Source organism: Enteroscipio rubneri (assembly GCF_002899715.1).
GTDB lineage: Bacteria > Actinomycetota > Coriobacteriia > Coriobacteriales > Eggerthellaceae > Enteroscipio > Enteroscipio rubneri.
Map to the genome: position 1 here is coordinate 587,479 of NZ_PPEK01000001.1, position 17,315 is coordinate 604,793.

Genomic DNA, 17,315 nt, shown 5'->3' on the forward strand with positions numbered 1-17,315 from the left:
CCGGTATCCCAGGCGGCCGTTTTGTGGCACAATGAATCGGTTATCGTGCGGGCGGTCGGATTGGCATGCCCGCGAAGTTCGAAGGTTGATCGGGGAGAACGTCGCATGGCGAAAGCGCAGAAAGCCAAGAAGCAAAAACGGCCAGGCCGGTCGATGGACCGGCGCAACGTCTGGCTGCTCATCATCACGACCCTGCTCGTCATCGGGTCTGTTTTCGCGTTCACCCCGCCGCAGGAGCGCATCAACCAGGGTCTTGACATTCAGGGCGGTCTGTCGGTGGTGCTCACTGCGAAGAGCACCGATGGTGCCGAGATCACTCCCGAGGAAATGGAGAGCAGCCGGGCAATCATCGAGAGCCGTGTCAATGCGCTCGGTGCATCGGAGGCCGTCGTGCAGGTGCAGGGTTCCGACCAGATCCTCGTGCAGATACCGGGCCTCACCAATACTGAAGACGCCCTTGAGACTATCGGCAAGACGGGCAAACTCGAGTTCGCCCGTCTCGATTCGTTCACCGACAATGATGTGAAGAAGAAGATAGAAGAGGGTCAGTACGCCGGCGAGGGAACCGTGAGCGACGACTTGGGCATTCTCACGCTCCCTTCGGGCGAGGTGCAGCACCTCGAGGTGGAGGACGGCACGTACACGCCCCTCGTCAGCGGCGCTGACATCACGAAGGTGACCATCGGCAAAGAGGGCGAGACGAGCGCCAACTACGCCGTGCTCGTGAACCTCGACAGCGAGGGCGCGGCGGCGTTCGCCGCGGCTACGAAAGAGCTTGCGCCTACGAAGGGCAGGATCGTCATCATCCTGGATAACGAGGTGCAGTCGGCGCCGGCGGTGCAGTCCGAGATACCCAATGGTGAGGTGAAGATCACCGGCCACTATACGCTGGAGGAAGCGCAATCGCTGCAAACCGTACTGGAGAGCGGTTCGCTGCCCGTAAGCTTCGAATACGCGCAGAGCCAAACGGTGGGGCCGACGCTCGGCCAGGACGCGCTGCGCTCCGGCGTGCTCGTGGCGCTTATAGGCCTTGCCGTGGTCATGCTCTACCTGCTGTTCTTCTATCGCGGCCTCGGCCTTATCACGGCGGCGGCAATGGGCATCTTCTCGGTGCTATACCTGGGCATTTTGGCCGTGCTGTCTCATTTCGGCCTGTTCAGCCTGTCGCTTGCGGGCATTGCGGGCATCGTGCTGACCATCGGCATGGCGGCGGACTCTTCCATCCTCACGATGGAGCGCTTCCGCGAGGAAATCCGCATGGGCAGAAGCGTCCGTGCGGCTTCCATCACCGGCGTGAAGCACGCCATCGTCACGTCCATCGACGCGGACCTCGTCACGTTGGTTAGTGCGCTGTCCCTGTTCTTCCTGGCCAGCGCTTCGGTCAAGGGCTTCGGCCTGACGCTTGCACTCGGCATCTTCTGCGACATCGCCATGATGCTCCTGTTCAAGGCGCCGCTCATCCGCCTGCTTGCACCGGGCACGATCGTGAAGCATCCCGGGTTCTGGGGCGTGCGCGATGCCGAGCAGGCCGCCGGCGACTACAAGGCGCTCGCCGCTGCCGAAGGCGCGAGCGTGTCTGCAGCTGAGGCGGGCGAGGCTATGAATCCTGCGGCTTCCGAGAAGGAGGCCGCGCGCAAGGCGGGCGCCGCAGGAGAGGCAGCTGCGAAGGCAGCGCGCAAACCGCGCGGCAAGTTCATCAAACGCGATATCAACTTTCTCGGCTATCGGCGCGTGTTCCTCACTGCGGCCGCCGTGCTTGTGGTGGCGGCTTTCGCCATCGTGGGCGTGCGCGGGTTGAACTTCGGCATCGAATTTATCGGCGGTACATCGGTGGCCTTCCATGGCACGGGCGATGTGACCACCGAGCAGATGCGCACCGCCTTCGACCAGGCAGGCGAGCCCGATGCCGTCATCCAGACGACAGAGGCCGATGGCGACGCGGGCTTCCTCGTGCGCACCACCACAACGAGTGCCGAAGAGGCGACGCAACGCGCCAATCAGGTTGCCGACGAACTGGGGCTTTCGACCGAGAGCTTCGAGGTGACCACCATCGGACCCGACTGGGGGGCGAGCGTCATCCAGTCGTCGCTCATCGCGTTCCTCGTGTCCATCGTGCTCATCATCATCTACATCGCCATTCGCTTCGAATACAAGATGGGCGTGACGGCCATCGTCGCGCTGCTGCACGACCTCATACTTGTGATGGGAGTATATGCGCTCGTCGGACGAGAGGTGAATCCGAACACCATCGCCGCGCTGCTCACCATCCTCGGCTACTCGCTCTACGATACGGTGGTCGTCTTCCACCGCGTGAGCGACAACATGAAGGCTGACGATGTGAAGTGCACGTTCATGACGATGGCAAACCATTCCATCAACCAGGTGTTCGTGCGCACGATCAACACGACGCTCACCTCGCTCATTCCCGTGCTCGCCATGCTCCTGTTCGGCGGCGAAACGTTGAAGGACTTCGCGTTCGCCATGGTTATCGGCCTGGTGTGCGGTTCGTACTCGTCCATCGCGGTAGCCACGCCGCTGTTCGCGCTTTGGAAAACGCGCGAGCCGCGCTATGCTAAGCTCCAGAAGAAGTTCGGACCGGAGATCGGCCGCTTCGAGTTTGGGAAGCCGAATGCGCTTGCAAGCGCGGCTGTGCCGAAGAAGGCGGCGGATCCTGCTTCGATCGCTGAGGAAGCGTCGAAGTCTTCCGTTGCGGCGGATTCGAGCACGGCAACGTACGCGCAATCCGCTTCGGAAGGCTCGGAACGCGGCTCGAAGGGAGCGGTAAAACCGCCGAAGGCCAAACGAAAAAAGCGTCCTGACAAGAAGTAGACACCGGATCCCTCTTCGGGGTCCTGTGCGATACGAGCCGAAACTGCATCGCTGCCCGGAAGGAGCCGACCATGCGTGAAGGAAGTGCCCCGAATTTCTGCCCTCCTGTTGAAGAGGGTATCGTTATCGTGCTCGAGGACGATAACGGAGAGCGCCTCGAGTTCGAGTTCCTCGGTCTTATTCTGCACGGGCAACGACGCTACGGATTCTTCTTTCCGCTAACAGATGACGAACCGGTGGGTTCTTCTGGCGAAGTAGTCCTGCTCGAGGTGACCGAACTCGACGACGAGGGCCAGCCGTCTGCTTTCGAGTTGGTCGACGATGAGGCTGTCGCTGCAGAGGTGTACGCGGACTTCCGCGATGCGACCAAAGACCTCTATGACTTTTCAGATTAATGCCCGCATGGGGCGGCGACGCCCCGCTTTTCGGATTGCGCCCCTCTTTTCAAGGTAAAGGGAGGGGAAGCGGCGTACTGGAGGGGGCTAGCGGCCGAGCGGATCCCATCCGGACGGCGGCTTGACCTGTTCTGACTGCGCAATGGCTGCCTGGTACATGATTTCATGGTAGATGGACTGCTCGAAAGTGCAGACTTCCTCCTCGGTGTCCGCGAGTTCGAATATACGAGCTGCCGCCTGCTTGATCATGGTCATCAGGTGCTCGTATTCGCCTGTGTATGCGCTGTTCATGTCCTGCCTTCCTGCTCTCTCGCTTCGAGTGCATCGGCACCCGGTTATCCCCGACCGTAAACCTCTTGTTTTATTGGCGTTGTGTAAACTATAGTTTACGACTTTTCGTCCAAGCGAGGCTAGCCTTTAACGGGCATGGAGAACACTTCATTAAAAACCCAGCTTGGTGACAATATTGCGAGACTGCGGGTTGAGGCCGGCATCACGCAATGTTCTTTCGCGCTAATGGTTGGGGTAAGCCGCCAGTATCTGATCGACATCGAAAACGGGCGCGCCAATCCGACGGTCGACATGCTGGAGCGTATCGCAGGCGGCCTCGACACCCCGGTCGGCAAGCTGTTCCAAGGAGTGTAAACGAGGCGGACGGATGAATGGGCGCGGCCCCTCCGTTGAGTCTTCGCCATGCTCTCACGCTCGATCGCATGCGCGTTGCATGTCGACGGGATTCCAGCTTCCATCGATGTCGCATATCCAGGCTTCGGGCTCATCCACGGTGAAGAACGTCAATGTCTCATCGTCGGGACCATCGTAGCATTCTCCGAGACCGATCATATGGTCGAAGCCTGCACGCCGGACATCCGCGCTTGCCCGATCGGTCAGGTTCGCGCAGCCGCGCAAGACGACCCAGCCGTTCCCCGGTTTCCACGCGCTCAGTTCGAACTTGGGATTCGCCTGGAGTTCTCTATAGACGTCCTTCGTCGTGGCCGTGCAGAACCATATGTGGCCATCCTGCTCGGCTGCGAAGCTGAAGGGGCGCACGTGCGGCTGATCTCCATCGCAGGTGGCAAGGTACCAGGCCGGCACACTCGTAAGGTACTCGATGATGGTCTTCGTTCCGTTCATGGGCACTGCCTTTCTCGGAGTGGGCGCCGGAGCGCGACCGGCTCGGGGCTGCTGTTGTGCTCACAGGCGCTGGCGGGATCGGCCGGCGGCAAGGCAAGGCCGCTTTCCCGCACGCTGCGCTCAGAGAGCCACGGGTTTCCATTCGTCATGATTGCAGATCCATGCTTGCGGATTCTCAACCGAGAAGAACACGAGCGTCGGATCGTTCGGTCCTTCATAGTGCTCTCCCAATCCGGTGAGATGGTCGTAACCCGCTTGCCGGATGTCGTCGGACACCCGGTCGTCCAGCCCGGCCTCGCCGCGGAGGATGAGCCAGCCATGGCCGGGCCACCACGACGTGGCCTCGATGTTCCGGTTGATCGCGAGCTCCTCCCAGACGTCCTTCGTCGTAGCCGTGCAGAACCATATGCGGCCATCCTGCTCGGCGGCGAAGCTGAAGGGGCGCACATGCGGCTGGTCATTGACGCTTGTGGCGAGGTACCAGGCGGGAACGCTCGTGAGGTACTGGAGGATGGTCTCGTTTCCGTTCATTGTCGTGCTCCTAACAGATCGTGGTCGGATAACATTCTATCTATCGAACAGCCTCCGTCCCTCGGCGCTTCGAAAATGCTGCGCGGCGACAGGGGAAGTGACGCTACAGCAGCATGTTCGCCGCGACTATTCCGGCGGTCATGGCGACGAGCGCTCCGACTCCCGCCGCGTCGAGCACGGTGAAGCGCAACGGGTGCAGGCGAGTGCGTCCCGCGCTGCCGTGGTAGCATCGTGCGTCCATGGCGGCAGAAAGTGTTTCGGCGTGGCGAAAAGCGCTTGTGAAGAGCGGGATCATGAGCGACGACAGCATGCGCAGCCCCTTCACCGGGCTACCGTCCATACCGGCTCCGCGGCTGATCTGTGCATGATAGATGGTTGCCAGTTCGCTTGCGAACTGAGGCAGAAAGCGCAGGGCTATGCCCATGATCATTCCGAGTTCGTGGGCGGGCAGCCCGAAGCGTGCGAACGGCGAGAGGAGGCGCTCGAAGGCTTCCGTGAGATCGAGGGTCAAGGTAGTCATGGTGATAAGGCTCATCCCCATCATCATGAGCACGAGGCGGGTGGCGATGAACAGGCAAGAACCGACCCCTGCTTCTGAGATGCGGATGAAGCCCCATTCGAACAGCACGGCGCCGCCCTGCACGACAAAGAGGTTCAACAGCGATGCCACCACCACGATGAACATGAGCGGGGCGAGCGATTTCGCCGCATTGACAAGGGGAATGCGCGAGAGTAGGTAGAAGCCGGCTACGAATGCAGCCACCACGCCGAGCGCCGCTGCGTTGCGGGCGCACAGCGCGGCAATGATGAACGCGCAGCCCAGCAAGAGCTTGGCGCGCGGATCCATGCGATGTAGCGGACTCGAGCCGGGATAATAGCTGCCGAAGGAGAAGACGTTCATCGGACGCCCCCTGCTATGTCGGCAAGGACGCGCGCCAGCGTCTCGCCATCGTACAGGACGTTGCCGGGTATGGGAACGCCCGCCTCCCGCAGGCTGTTCGCCATGCGCTGGGCGGCGGGGATGCCCAGCCCGATATCGTTGAGCTCGCGCGCTTGCAAGAACACGTCGCGAGGAGTGCCCAGCGCGAACATCCTGCCCTCGTTCAGCACGAGCACGCGGTCGCAGCACGCAGCCAAATCATCCATGCTGTGCGAGATCATGACGACGGTGCGGCCGGCTTGATGGAGTTCGGACACAAGCCCTAAAAACTCGCGGCGCGCCGCAGGATCAAGCCCGGCGACAGGCTCGTCGAGCACGAGGATGCTCGGGCGCATGGCCAACACCCCCGCGAATGCCACGCGGCGCTGCTGGCCGCCGGATAGGGCGAACGGGCTCGAATCGCGCAGCTCATCGAAATCAAGCCGCACGAGTGCGAGCGACTCGCGCACGCGTGCGTCCACCTCTTCATCTGAAAGCTTCAGGTTGCGGGGGCCGAATGCCACGTCGTTGTACACGGTATCGGCGAACAGCTGGTTTTCCGGATACTGGAACACCACGCCCACGTCGGCGCGGATGCCGGCGGCCTGCTTTTTGTCGGACACGTCTCTGCCTTCGACGAGCACCCGTCCCTCAGTGGGCCGCAGGATGCCGTTCGTGTGTTGGATGAGCGTAGACTTGCCCGATCCGGTATGACCGGCGATACCGAAGAACTCGCCTTTTCGCACGGAGAAGTCGATATCGCGCAGCGCCCAAACAGCGTCCGGGTCATTGCCCCACTTCGCCTGCTTGCCCGTCTTGGAGCCTTCTTTCTTGGCGCTCGTGCGCTTGCTTGGCGGATTATAGGTGAAAGATACCCCGCGCAATTCGATGGCGGGCTCGTCTGCTTCGTTCGCGGCGTTCGCTGCGCTCGCCGTCGTTTCCACGTTCGTCGCATTTCCGGCCACGGTGGCCGGCGCCGCGCTTCCGCTTGCGAGTGCGCGCGGCAGCGCTTCGATAAGCTGCTCCTCGCGGACGCGCACGGGCACGTCCAGACCGGCGTCGCGCAGCTTGAGCGACAGGTTGCACGCGAATGGTACCTCCAAATTGAGGTCGGATAGGATGTCGGTGCGCACGAGCACTTCCTGCGGCGGGCCGCTCAACGCAACGGTCCCGCGGTCGAGCACGACCACGCGGTCGGCTTCGGCGGCTTCCTCCATGAAATGAGTGATCATGACGATGGTCATGCCGCGTTCATGTAGGCTTCTGCATACGCGCATGAGCCCTTTGCGGCCGCGCGGGTCGAGCATGGCTGACGCTTCGTCCAAGATGAGGATCTTCGGCTGCATGCTGAGTACGCCCGCGATGGCTACGCGCTGCTTCTGGCCTCCCGACAAAGCGAACGTCTCGTGCTTTTCGAAGCCGACGAGTCCGACCTCTTGCAACGCGTCGCGCACTCGGTGTGCCAACTCGGCAGTTTCCACCCCCAGGTTCTCCGGCCCAAACGCCACGTCGTCCTCTACGAGGGAGGCCACCAATTGGTCGTCGGGGTTCTGGAATACCATGCCGGCAGTGGAGCGGATGCGGTAGACATGGCGAGGCTCCGCCGTGTCGTTTCCGTCCACTACGACGCTCCCCTTATCGGGAACGAGCAGCGCGTTCAGGTGCTTTGCCAGCGTGCTCTTGCCGCTGCCGTTGCCGCCCAGCACGCAGACGAACTCGCCGGCATCGACCTTGAGGTCGATGCCGGCGAGCGCCTGGTGCTCTCCGTCGTATGTGAACTCGATCTCCATGCACTCGATCATGCGTGCGTTCCTTACTGCTTTTCGTGGGAGCCGACTCTCGTCAGCGGCCCTTGACTTGGGATTTCTTCGGGGTAATCAGGTTCGAGACCGCCTTGTACACGATCAGCGTCAATATGGCGTTCACGATGCCTTTTACCAGGTTGAACGGCAGGATGGCGGGCAATAGCATAGGGAGGATGACATCGACGCTGCCGTACCAGAACGCCACGCCGATGGTGAGGTTCGACACCACGGCGCCTGCGGTTGCGGCCAGCACGCCCACAAGCAGGCCGATGATGCCGCTCTTGAACGTGCGTTTGCGCCGGTAGATGGCTGCTGCCGGCCACACGAAGCACAGGGTGGCAACGATGTTCATAAGCGAGCCCACCCATTCTCCAAGGATGAGTCCGTGGATGACGGCCGCAATGGCGCCCACGGCGATGCCGGCGCCCGGGCCAAACGCAAAGCCGCACACCATGGCCGGCATGAGCGAGGGATCGTAGGTGAGAAACGTCACGCCCGGGATGAGCGGAAGCTGGACGAACGACAGCAGCGCGGCGATTGCGCACATGAGGGCCATCGTTACCAGCTGCCGGGTGTCCCAGGCGTTCGTGTTCGAGAATTCGAGATCGTCCAGATCTTTTGGCGTGGTTGCGGACATAGCGAGCCACCTTCCTTTCGCGAGACAACGATTGGTGCGGGTTCGCCTCTTGCCTCGCAAAAAGAAACGAGCCCGTACGAATTCCGCTCATTCCATACGGGCTCGTGATTCGCCATGCATATGCGGCGCTGCGCGCCGTCGACGGCGAACTCTGCCTCTTCCATCCGGACTATAACCGTTGGTCCCGGGATCTAACCGGAGTCAGCCTGCTCAGGCGCGCACCTCGCGCCGTTGCAGGGTCGCGGACTTTCGGCTCATGTGGCTGCACGCGCAGTCGGCCGTTCACCGCCAGTGAGGAATCACACCTCGCCCTGAAACAGAATCCATCGCCCCGCATTGTAACCATCTTGCATCCGTATGGCAACATCTGAAGCATTGGTCGGTGGCAAACGGCGTCTTCCGGATGCGGAGCACGTTGATCGGCGCCTGTGCTATGCGGGCGATTTCTCGACCTAGCCTCCGAGTTATGTGTCTGAGCTGCATTTAAGCCGTTCGCGGCTGGTTTCGGGTACAATGGCGAACCGCTATGATCGAAATTCTTGAAACAATCGACGCTCTCGTCTGGGGTCCGGCCATGATCGCGCTCCTGTTGGGGTCGCATCTGTTCTTCACGTTCAAGACGGGGTTCATCCAGCGCAAGCTGCCCCGCGCCATCAAGCTGTCGCTGTCGAGCGACCCGGAAGGCAAAGGTGACATCAGCCACTTCGGCGCCCTCGCAACGGCGCTTGCGGCCACCATCGGCACCGGTTCCATCGTGGGCGTGGCCACAGCCATCCTCGCGGGCGGCCCGGGCGCGGTGTTCTGGATGTGGATCACCGGCGTGTTCGGCATCGCCACAAAGTACGCCGAGGTGTACGCGGCCGTGAAGTACCGCGTGCGCGATCACAACGGAGCCATGCTCGGCGGCGCCATGTACATCTGGGAACGCGCGTTCAGGCGCAACGATCAAGGAGCGCGCGATCCCGGTCCTGACGGGCGCACCCCCTGGTGGGCGAAGTTCGGCGCTGTGGCATTCGCCGCGTTCGCCGCCGTCGCCGCTATCGGCACCGGCTCGGCCGTGCAAGCCTCCGCCATGTCCGGCATCATCACGTCCAATGCGGACGTTCCCGCATGGATCGTCGGCATCGTTATCGTGGTGCTCGTCTCGGCGGTCATCTTCGGCGGCGTACAGACCATCTCGAAGGTGTGCGAGAAGCTCGTGCCGTTCATGGCTGTGGCTTACGCTGCGGGCTGCATCGTCATACTCGTGCTCAACGGGTCGCTGCTCGGTGAGGCGCTCGGCCTGATCTTGGAATGCGCCTTCACGCCCAAGGCCGCGTTCGGCGGCGCGGTGGGATCGGGCCTGATGATGGCGCTCCAGTTTGGTTGCGCGCGCGGCCTGTTCTCCAACGAGTCGGGCCTGGGGTCCGCCCCCATCGTGGCCTCGGCGGCCTCCACGCGCAACCCGGCGCAGCAGGCGCTCGTGGCGATGACCGGCACGTTCTGGTCCACTGTGGTCATCTGCGCACTCACGGGCATCGTGCTCGTGTCCACGATGCTGGCGAACCCCGATATCGCATCGTCCATCATGGCGAACCCCACCGTCTATTCCGGCGCGATGCTGGCTAGCGAGGCGTTCGCGAAGATCCCCTACATCGGCACGCCCATCCTCGTGCTCGGCATGGTGGCGTTCTCGTACACCACCATCTTGGGCTGGTCGTACTACGGCAACCGCTGCATCACGTACCTGTTTGGCCGCTACGCCATCCGTCCGTACCAGGTGATCTACGTGGCCGTGGCGTTTCTCGGCGCCATCGGCGTGGGCGACATCGTGTGGACGATTTCGGACATTGGCAACGCGCTCATGGCCATACCCAACATCATCGTCGTGCTGCTGCTCTCCGGCATGATCGCCCGCGAGACGCGCCATTACGTGTACGACGGCCATCTCGACGAAGCCGACGACACGCCCATCCCGCAGCTAGAGAGCAAGTAGCTTCCGTCGCACGCTTTCCGCTGCTTCGATACCGCTCCCGCTCCGCGCGGCCCGCAGCCGTTCGCTGAGAATTTCGCGTTTGTTAACGAACCGTAAGGTTTACCGTCGCTATAATCCGATTGCTTTAGCGTGCGAAAGTACCCGTTCCGAAAGGATTCGTTGCTCGGCGTCTGGCCTGGGTCGCATGGCTGTCGTAAGAGCGAGGATCTCCGTTTCGGCGCCGGTCCTTTCCCATGCTCGGTCGCGGCGGCGCGTGAGGCTTCGGCGCCATGCCGCATTGCCAAGGAGAGAGAGGATATCTGCATGGACATTGTCCAGATGATCAACGACATCGACGCCTTCGTGTGGGGGCCGCCGATGATCGTGCTGCTGTTGGGATCGCATTTGTTCCTGACGTTTCGCACGCGGTTCATCCAGCGCAAGATCCCGACGGCCATCAAGCTATCGGTGACAAAGGATCCGGACGCGCCGGGGGACGTGAGCCAGTTCGGCGCGCTGACCACGGCTTTGTCGGCAACCATCGGAACGGGCAACATCGTGGGCGTGGGCACGGCCATTCTGGCCGGCGGCCCGGGCGCCGTGCTGTGGATGTGGCTCACCGGCGTGTTCGGCATCGCCACGAAGTACTCCGAGACGTTTGCCGCGGTGAAGTACCGCGTGAAGGACCATGAAGGCAAGATGCTCGGCGGCGCTATGTACGCCTGGAAGCGCGCGTTCACCAAGAACGGCAAAACGCCCTGGTGGGCGATGCTCGGCGCAGGCGCGTTCGCGCTGTTCGCCGCCATCGCATCCTTCGGCATCGGTTCGGCTGTGCAGTCCAGCTCCATGACCGGCATCATCACCTCGAACTTTCCCGGCATCCCCACCTGGGGTATCGGGCTCGCCATCGTCATCATGGTGTCGCTCGTCATCTTCGGCGGCATCAAGTCCATTTCGAAGGTGTGCGAGAAGCTCGTGCCGTTCATGGCCATCGCCTATGCGTGGGGCTGCATCATGATCATCGGCATCAACTGGGAGTACATCTGGCCCGCCATCTGCCTCATCTGCGAATGCGCCTTCACGCCCAAGGCCGCGTTCGGCGGCGCGGTGGGATCGGGCCTGATGATGGCGCTCCAGTTTGGTTGCGCGCGCGGCCTGTTCTCCAACGAGTCGGGCCTGGGGTCCGCCCCCATCGTGGCCTCGGCGGCCTCCACGCGCAACCCTGCACGACAGGCGCTCGTTTCTATGACCGGTACGTTTTGGGACACGGTCATCATCTGCGCACTCACGGGCATCGTGCTCGTGTCCACGATGCTGGCGAACCCTGGCATCATGGAGGGCGGCCAAATCGCGGCAGGCGCCGACCTGACGAGCGCGGCGTTCGCGTCCATCCCCTATATCGGGACGCCGATCCTGGTCATCGGCATGATCCTGTTCGCATATTCCACTATCCTGGGTTGGTCGTATTACGGCAACCGCTGCGTCACGTATCTGCTGGGCAAGCATGCGATCCGCCCCTACCAGGTGCTGTATGTGCTCATCGCGTTTCTGGGCGCCATCGGCGTGGGCGATTTCGTGTGGACCATATCCGACATTACGAACGCTCTTATGGCAGTGCCGAACATCATCGTCGTGCTGCTGCTCTCCGGTATGATCGCCCGCGAGACGAAGCACTACGTATGGGAGAAGAATCTGGAAGAAACCGACGAGACACCCATACCCGTCATCGAGAGCAAGTAGCGCTTCAGGAGAAACCTGCCGATCGGGAGCCCCGATCCAAAGAAAAAGGCCGTTCGCAGCCCCGGATTGAATACCGGGGCTGCGCCCGTTCTGCAATGCCCTCGAACTTGCATCGCGTCGTTGGGAGCGGGCGGGCAGCAATCCGAAATGCTCTCGAAATGCAAAGTCCTTGAGGTTCGCATCCTCCTCCTGCCGAGGAGGCCCCGAAAATGCAGTGTCCTCGAGTTTCGCGCTGCCATGACGGCGATTTCGGAGATCCTTCTCCGAAAGGCACAATACGACCTGAGGGTTTCTCAACGAGCGCTCTGAGCGATCCGGTTGAAAAGCGCTTTTTCCCGTATCGGAAGGGCGCAGAACTCGAGGACAATGCAAAAACGCCGATTTCGGCTGCACGGGCCGGCGTTGCTTTCTGGATGCGGCCGCGTCGGCCGCCTTCGCGTTTTGAGGTATCATGGCGGGCATGGAGAAACTGGCTATTATAGGAGGCGGCGCGGCTGGGCTCGCGGCTGCTGTCGCGGCGGCACGCGAGGCGCGCAATCGAGGCGCGGATGCGGAAGTCGTCGTGTTCGAGCGCGACGATCGCGTGGGGCGCTCGATTCTGGCTACGGGAAACGGGCGCTGCAACTTCTCGAACGCGCAGGTGGACGCGGGCCTCTACCGCAATGCGGCGTTCGTTGGCGATGCGCTGCTCGCCCTAACGCGCCAACAGAGGCGCGGGGGCGATTCCGTGTGTGCCTTCTTCAAGGAGCTGGGTCTTGTGTGGCGCGAGGAATCCGAAGGGCGTCTTTATCCATTTGCGAACAAGGCCTCGAGCGTGCTCGACGTGCTGCGCACGGCCGCGACTGCCTCGGGCGTGCGCGAGGCGTGCGGACGCCGCGCGATACGCGTCGACGCGCCCGGATATGCGGGAGGGCGTTTCCATATACGTTTCGAGGACGGGGCGGTGGAACACGCCGCCGCGGTGATCGTCGCAGTCGGAGGACGGGCGCTCGCAAGCCTCGAGTTGCCGGATAGTCTTCCCGTGACGAAGCCATCGCCCGTGCTGGGCGCGCTGCGCACGAAGCCTGCGCCGCCGCGCGATTTGGACGGCGTGCGCGTGCGGTGCGGATTATGGCTTGTGGGGGATCGAGCCGCGGATATGCGGGCGGGTGCGTCGGACGCTGATGCCGCAGGCGAGGCTCGCCGTGCTGAACGCCTGTGGTCGCGGGAGCATGGAATGCGAGATGGCTCGCCCGCCGCTGTGCCCGGTGGCGGGCGCGTAAAGGCGCACGAGCGGGGTGAGCTGCAAGTGCGACCCTACGGCGTGTCGGGCGTCGCCGTGTTCAACCTTTCTCGGTTCGCGCATCCAGGCGATCGCCTGCTGGTCGATTTCGTGCCGGACCTGCCGTGGCAGCAGGTCGACCAGGTTCTGTTCTCGCGGCGCAAGGCTCTGCTGGGCGCGATCGGCACCGTCGATTGCGAGGGCATGCTTCGCGGCCTGCTGCTTCCTCCGCTGGCGCGCGCCGTGCTGTGCCGGGCGGGCTTGAAACCGGAGAAGCCTTTCGAGAAAGCGGACGTGCCTGCGTTGGGCGCGGCGTTGAAGGCGCTGCCGTTCGCGCTTGACGGCGTGGCGGAACCGGCCCGGTGCCAGGTGGCGCGAGGCGGCCTTGGCGTGGACTCGTTCGATTCGCGCACGATGGGTGCGCGCGACGTGCCCGGGTTGTTCGCGATCGGCGAGGCGCTCGACGTAGACGCGCCCTGCGGCGGCTACAACCTGCATTGGGCCTGGGCGAGCGGCATTCTGGCGGGTCGCGCGGCCGTACGTTCGGTGGAAGGAGGCCGGTGTGCTTGAGGTGGCGAACGTCAAGCTGCCGCTCGATGCAGGGCTTCCGGGTGCGCGCGCCGTGGCGCTCGTGCGAGCTGCAGCGGCTGCCGCGCTTGGCGTGGCGGAGTGCGACGTGCGCTTGGTGCGCGTGCTCAAGCGCAGCGTCGATGCGCGCAGGAAGCGCGACGTGCACTTCGCGGCCACCCTCGGTGTGGAGCTGGCGAGCGTCGAGGACGAGGAGCGGGCGCTTGCTGCAGCCTCGAACTCGCAGGTCAAGTTCCACATGCCGTACGAGCCGCTCCCGGTGCCCGCGCTTGGCGACGCACTTGCGGCCTCCGGCGAGCCGCGACCTGTCGTGGTGGGCACGGGGCCGGCGGGTCTGTTTTGTGCGCTCTTCCTGGCGCGTGCCGGGCTGCGTCCCATCGTGGTGGAGCGCGGCGGCGACGTGGACGAGCGCTTGGCGGCTGTGGCTGCGTTCGACGCAGGCGCCGACCTCGATCCGCAGACGAACATCCAGTTCGGCGAAGGCGGGGCGGGGACGTTCTCGGACGGAAAGCTGACCACGAACATAAAGAATAAAAATGCGCGCCACGTGCTGCGCTGGTTCGTGGACGCCGGCGCGCCCGAGGAGATCCTCTGGCAGGCGAAGCCCCATATCGGCACCGACCTGCTCGTGGACATCGTGCGCACGTTGCGCCGCCAGATCGAGGAGGCGGGCGGCGAGGTGCGCTTCCGCACGCAGCTCGTCGGACTCCGCTTCGATGAGGGTGCGCTTGCCTCCATCGGGATACGCGACGGGCGTACGGGTGCGCTCGGCGAGCTGGCGGCGCGACGCGTTGTGCTGGCGTGCGGCCACTCGGCGCGCGACACCTTCGAGGCGGTGTACGAGGCCGGCGTGGTCATGGAGCAGAAGCCCTTTTCGGTGGGCGTGCGCATCGAGCACGCCCAGCAAGCGGTGAACCGAGCTCAGTACGGCGACCAGGCCAGCCACCCGGCGCTCGACGCGGCCGATTACAAGCTGTCCGTGCACCTGCCAAGCGGGCGCAGCGCGTACACGTTCTGCATGTGCCCTGGCGGCGAGGTGGTGTGCGCCGCCAGCGAAGAGAGCGGCGTCGTGGTGAACGGTATGAGCCGTTGGGCGCGCGACGGCGAGAACGCGAACAGCGCGCTGCTTGTGGGCGTAGGCCCCGAGGACTTCGAGGACGACCACCCGTTGGCCGGCATTAAACTGCAGCGGCGAATGGAGCGCGCAGCGTACGATGCGGCGCTTGCGGCGGGCGGCACGGCCTTTCAGGCGCCAGCGCAGACCGTGGGGGATTTCCTTGCCGGGCGCGCGGGCAGCGCCAGCGCGACGGTGCGGTCGACGTACGCGCGCGGCGTGGCCTGGTGCGACCTGCGAACGTGCCTGCCCGGCTTCGTGGCCGACGCCATAGCCGAGGCGCTTCCTCTGCTCGATCGCAGGCTGCACGGGTTCGCGGATGCGGACGCGGTGATGACCGGCGTCGAAACGCGCAGCTCGAGTCCCGTGCGCATCGTGCGCGACGATGCGCTGCAGGCACGCGTATCGGGCGCCCCGGCCGGCGCCTCGGAAAGCGGCCTGTATCCCTGCGGCGAGGGGGCGGGCTACGCAGGCGGCATCATGAGCGCCGCCTGCGACGGCCTCCGCGTCGCGCAAGCGGTGGCCCGCTCATACGAGGGATAAGCGCGCGACTCGCCCTGCAACGATCCGCTGTGTCGCAACTCGCAGGGCTCCTTGTCGCTTTCGCGCCGACAACGACGGAAGATGCTCAGAACTCGATCCCTCGTCGGGCGACGACGCCGTCGTTGAAGTAGTGCTTCACCGCGCGCATCTCGGTGACGAGGTCGGCCGCAGCCAGTACTTCTTCGCCGGCTCCGCGCCCGGTGAGCACGAGCTCAACGTTTTCGGGCCGCTCGCGCACGAGCTCGAGGAGCGCGCCCGGCTCGAAGTAATCGAGCGAGTCGGCAACGTTCGCCTCGTCGAGCACCATCACGTCGCATCTTCCGTCGAAGAGCACGGCGCGGGCTCGGTCGAGGCCTGCCCGAGCCGCCCGGGCATCGGCGGCCGGATCGATGGCGGACAGCTCGCTTCCCGTGCCGAACTGCTCGACCGTTATGCGATCGCCCAGCAGATGCAGCGCTTCGAGTTCTCCGGTATCCCCGTTCTTCATGAACTGGCCGAAAAATACGCGCAGGCCCGCGCCCGCCGCGCGCACGGACAGGCCGACGGCTGCTGTGGTCTTGCCCTTGCCGTCGCCCGTGTAGACGTGGACGTATCCGTGATCCATGATCATGCTCCCAGCTCGGCATCCCAGTCGAAATTGGGTGGGGGAGCGGTGGGTTTGCCGGCGCCGTCCGCGTCGCCGGCCAGCCGGCCGTCCCATTGGCACGCCTCCATGTTGACGCGGCCTTCGTCGACGAACGAGACGCCTTCGGCCTCCAGCATCCGACGCTGTTCGTCGGGACCGCCGAATGCGAAAGACGTGCACAAGCTTCCATCCTTGAACACGACGCGGTGGCAGGGAATGCGGTCGTGATCGGCACCGGGCTCGGGGTTCGCCCGTAGCGCGAACCCCACGTAGCGGGCTGATCTTGGTGCACCGATAAGTCTTCCCACTTGGCCATACGTTGCAACTTTGCCGTGCGGAACCTGATGCACCACTTCGAATACCCGCTGAGAAAAATCTCCCATGCGCTCCCTCCTTCGCCGCCTCGTCTATCGACACCAGTATAGCGCTCCCCGTTGAAGCCGCCGACCGTCGGCGCCTCTGTCGCCTCTTCCTGATCGAAACAATGGTAGAATGCCTCTCGTTGATTGGCTTGGTGGAGCGCGTCGGGCGCGGCGCCGGACCGCCGACAAGGCGGTCTGAGGGGAATGCGGGTGCGAATCCCGCGCTATGCCAGTAACCGTAAACGCCGATGAGCGGACTACGATGGCGCGTGGCAGCGCCGTCCCGTCTCAGACGAGGCAAAGTCGGAATACCTCTCCACCACACCTGGAAGCCCTGGAAAGAGAGGTTCTGATGATGTTCCATTCCCTGTTCTCCTCGATCGACTTGTCCGAAGCGGCGGGTTCGCTTGCAGCTCGCTCGCGTGTCGGCGCCCGCAGGGCGTGCGCGGCCGTGGCGGCGGCGCTCGTTGCGCTTGCGCTGGCGGGCGCAACCGGATGCGCCGCTCCCGCTTCGGATTCTTCGAACCAAACAGGTGCCGACGCCGCTTCGCAGCAAGCTTCGATGTCGGTGAACGTTGTCGTCGATACGTCGGCTGTCGAAGGGGCGCCCGTGTCCTACGATGCGCCGGTCACGCTCGATGAGGGCGCTTCGGCTTTTGACGCGCTTCAGGCGACCGGCCTTTCCGTGAACGTGACGGAATCGTCCTATGGCTCGTATGTGAGCGCCGTCGAGGGCTTGGCGGCGGGCGATCATGGCGATATGAGCGGCTGGATGTACGAGGTCAACGGCGCTGAAGCCCAGGTTGCTGCCAGCGCGTACGTCCTCAGCAAAGGGGATTCGGTGCGCTGGTACTATACGGTATCGTAGCCTATCATGC

At 63.7% G+C, this 17,315-nt stretch carries 16 protein-coding genes and 1 riboswitch; of the genes, 8 read left to right on the forward strand and 8 right to left on the reverse strand.

The window, feature by feature from the left end; translation table 11 throughout:
* The first annotated feature begins 105 nt into the window (after nucleotides 1–105).
* A complete protein-coding gene (secD, locus tag C2L71_RS02430) occupies nucleotides 106–2,829 on the forward strand; it encodes a protein translocase subunit SecD (RefSeq protein WP_103264168.1) in 2,724 nt (907 codons plus the stop codon).
* Nucleotides 2,830–2,900: 71 nt separating this feature from the next.
* Entirely contained in the window at nucleotides 2,901–3,224 is a 324-nt protein-coding gene (locus C2L71_RS02435) for a DUF1292 domain-containing protein (RefSeq protein WP_103264169.1), read from the forward strand.
* Nucleotides 3,225–3,311: 87 nt separating this feature from the next.
* Here the strand turns inward: C2L71_RS02435 and C2L71_RS02440 are convergent, their stop codons facing one another.
* Nucleotides 3,312–3,515, reverse strand: a complete 204-nt coding sequence (locus C2L71_RS02440; RefSeq protein WP_103264170.1) for a hypothetical protein — start codon at nucleotides 3,513–3,515, stop codon at nucleotides 3,312–3,314.
* A gap of 135 nt (nucleotides 3,516–3,650) precedes the next feature.
* Between C2L71_RS02440 and C2L71_RS02445 the strand changes: the two genes are divergently transcribed.
* Nucleotides 3,651–3,869, forward strand: coding sequence for a helix-turn-helix transcriptional regulator (locus tag C2L71_RS02445; RefSeq protein ID WP_103264171.1), 219 nt, complete (start codon nucleotides 3,651–3,653; stop codon nucleotides 3,867–3,869).
* Between the two features lie 54 nt (nucleotides 3,870–3,923).
* On the opposite strand, the gene C2L71_RS02450 is transcribed toward C2L71_RS02445, so the two are convergent.
* The 5 genes from C2L71_RS02450 to C2L71_RS02470 form a co-directional block, all read right to left on the reverse strand.
* The gene (locus C2L71_RS02450) at nucleotides 3,924–4,358 is read right to left on the reverse strand and encodes a pyridoxamine 5'-phosphate oxidase family protein (protein WP_103264172.1); all 435 of its coding nucleotides are present in this window, start codon (nucleotides 4,356–4,358) and stop codon (nucleotides 3,924–3,926) included.
* 120 nt (nucleotides 4,359–4,478) lie between these two features.
* Nucleotides 4,479–4,889 carry a pyridoxamine 5'-phosphate oxidase family protein gene (locus C2L71_RS02455; protein ID WP_103264173.1) on the reverse strand — a complete coding sequence of 137 codons (411 nt, stop codon included), beginning with the start codon at nucleotides 4,887–4,889 and terminating at the stop codon, nucleotides 4,479–4,481.
* 103 nt (nucleotides 4,890–4,992) lie between these two features.
* Nucleotides 4,993–5,790, reverse strand: a complete 798-nt coding sequence (locus tag C2L71_RS02460) for an energy-coupling factor transporter transmembrane component T family protein (protein WP_103264174.1) — start codon at nucleotides 5,788–5,790, stop codon at nucleotides 4,993–4,995.
* Nucleotides 5,787–7,610, reverse strand: a complete 1,824-nt coding sequence (locus C2L71_RS02465) for an energy-coupling factor transporter ATPase (protein WP_103264175.1) — start codon at nucleotides 7,608–7,610, stop codon at nucleotides 5,787–5,789. Before C2L71_RS02465 ends, C2L71_RS02460 begins: the two co-directional genes overlap by 4 nt.
* Nucleotides 7,611–7,650: 40 nt before the next feature.
* Nucleotides 7,651–8,250 carry an ECF transporter S component gene (locus C2L71_RS02470; RefSeq protein WP_103264176.1) on the reverse strand — a complete coding sequence of 200 codons (600 nt, stop codon included), beginning with the start codon at nucleotides 8,248–8,250 and terminating at the stop codon, nucleotides 7,651–7,653.
* 148 nt (nucleotides 8,251–8,398) lie between these two features.
* Nucleotides 8,399–8,573, reverse strand: a riboswitch (FMN riboswitch).
* 203 nt (nucleotides 8,574–8,776) lie between these two features.
* On the opposite strand from C2L71_RS02470, the gene C2L71_RS02475 reads away from it, so the two are divergent.
* The 4 genes from C2L71_RS02475 to C2L71_RS02490 all read left to right on the forward strand — a co-directional run bounded on the left by C2L71_RS02475 (nucleotide 8,777) and on the right by C2L71_RS02490 (nucleotide 15,450).
* Nucleotides 8,777–10,225, forward strand: a complete 1,449-nt coding sequence (locus tag C2L71_RS02475; protein WP_103264177.1) for an alanine/glycine:cation symporter family protein — start codon at nucleotides 8,777–8,779, stop codon at nucleotides 10,223–10,225.
* Nucleotides 10,226–10,528: 303 nt separating this feature from the next.
* A complete protein-coding gene (locus tag C2L71_RS02480; protein WP_103264178.1) occupies nucleotides 10,529–11,944 on the forward strand; it encodes an alanine/glycine:cation symporter family protein in 1,416 nt (471 codons plus the stop codon).
* A 460-nt stretch (nucleotides 11,945–12,404) separates the two neighbouring features.
* The gene (locus C2L71_RS02485) at nucleotides 12,405–13,775 is read left to right on the forward strand and encodes an NAD(P)/FAD-dependent oxidoreductase (RefSeq protein WP_239926243.1); all 1,371 of its coding nucleotides are present in this window, start codon (nucleotides 12,405–12,407) and stop codon (nucleotides 13,773–13,775) included.
* Nucleotides 13,768–15,450, forward strand: coding sequence for an NAD(P)/FAD-dependent oxidoreductase (locus C2L71_RS02490; RefSeq protein ID WP_103264180.1), 1,683 nt, complete (start codon nucleotides 13,768–13,770; stop codon nucleotides 15,448–15,450). Before C2L71_RS02485 ends, C2L71_RS02490 begins: the two co-directional genes overlap by 8 nt.
* 85 nt (nucleotides 15,451–15,535) lie before the next feature.
* Here the strand turns inward: C2L71_RS02490 and C2L71_RS02495 are convergent, their stop codons facing one another.
* Entirely contained in the window at nucleotides 15,536–16,054 is a 519-nt protein-coding gene (locus tag C2L71_RS02495; RefSeq protein ID WP_103264261.1) for a cob(I)yrinic acid a,c-diamide adenosyltransferase, read from the reverse strand.
* Nucleotides 16,055–16,056: 2 nt separating this feature from the next.
* Entirely contained in the window at nucleotides 16,057–16,458 is a 402-nt protein-coding gene (locus C2L71_RS02500; protein WP_103264181.1) for an MGMT family protein, read from the reverse strand.
* Between the two features lie 331 nt (nucleotides 16,459–16,789).
* On the opposite strand from C2L71_RS02500, the gene C2L71_RS02505 reads away from it, so the two are divergent.
* Nucleotides 16,790–17,305, forward strand: a complete 516-nt coding sequence (locus tag C2L71_RS02505; protein ID WP_103264182.1) for a DUF4430 domain-containing protein — start codon at nucleotides 16,790–16,792, stop codon at nucleotides 17,303–17,305.
* Nucleotides 17,306–17,315 lie beyond the last annotated feature (10 nt).

Excerpts from the sequence above, each read along its gene's own strand:
- secD (WP_103264168.1), top strand. The coding sequence starts at position 106 with ATGGCGAAAGCGCAGAAAGCCAAGAAGCAAAAACGGCCAGGCCGGTCG.
- C2L71_RS02435 (WP_103264169.1), top strand. The coding sequence starts at position 2,901 with ATGCGTGAAGGAAGTGCCCCGAATTTCTGCCCTCCTGTTGAAGAGGGT.
- C2L71_RS02440 (WP_103264170.1), bottom strand. The coding sequence starts at position 3,515 with ATGAACAGCGCATACACAGGCGAATACGAGCACCTGATGACCATGATC.
- C2L71_RS02445 (WP_103264171.1), top strand. The coding sequence starts at position 3,651 with ATGGAGAACACTTCATTAAAAACCCAGCTTGGTGACAATATTGCGAGA.
- C2L71_RS02450 (WP_103264172.1), bottom strand. The coding sequence starts at position 4,358 with ATGAACGGAACGAAGACCATCATCGAGTACCTTACGAGTGTGCCGGCC.
- C2L71_RS02455 (WP_103264173.1), bottom strand. The coding sequence starts at position 4,889 with ATGAACGGAAACGAGACCATCCTCCAGTACCTCACGAGCGTTCCCGCC.
- C2L71_RS02460 (WP_103264174.1), bottom strand. The coding sequence starts at position 5,790 with ATGAACGTCTTCTCCTTCGGCAGCTATTATCCCGGCTCGAGTCCGCTA.
- C2L71_RS02465 (WP_103264175.1), bottom strand. The coding sequence starts at position 7,610 with ATGATCGAGTGCATGGAGATCGAGTTCACATACGACGGAGAGCACCAG.
- C2L71_RS02470 (WP_103264176.1), bottom strand. The coding sequence starts at position 8,250 with ATGTCCGCAACCACGCCAAAAGATCTGGACGATCTCGAATTCTCGAAC.
- C2L71_RS02475 (WP_103264177.1), top strand. The coding sequence starts at position 8,777 with ATGATCGAAATTCTTGAAACAATCGACGCTCTCGTCTGGGGTCCGGCC.
- C2L71_RS02480 (WP_103264178.1), top strand. The coding sequence starts at position 10,529 with ATGGACATTGTCCAGATGATCAACGACATCGACGCCTTCGTGTGGGGG.
- C2L71_RS02485 (WP_239926243.1), top strand. The coding sequence starts at position 12,405 with ATGGAGAAACTGGCTATTATAGGAGGCGGCGCGGCTGGGCTCGCGGCT.
- C2L71_RS02495 (WP_103264261.1), bottom strand. The coding sequence starts at position 16,054 with ATGGATCACGGATACGTCCACGTCTACACGGGCGACGGCAAGGGCAAG.
- C2L71_RS02500 (WP_103264181.1), bottom strand. The coding sequence starts at position 16,458 with ATGGGAGATTTTTCTCAGCGGGTATTCGAAGTGGTGCATCAGGTTCCG.
- C2L71_RS02505 (WP_103264182.1), top strand. The coding sequence starts at position 16,790 with ATGATGTTCCATTCCCTGTTCTCCTCGATCGACTTGTCCGAAGCGGCG.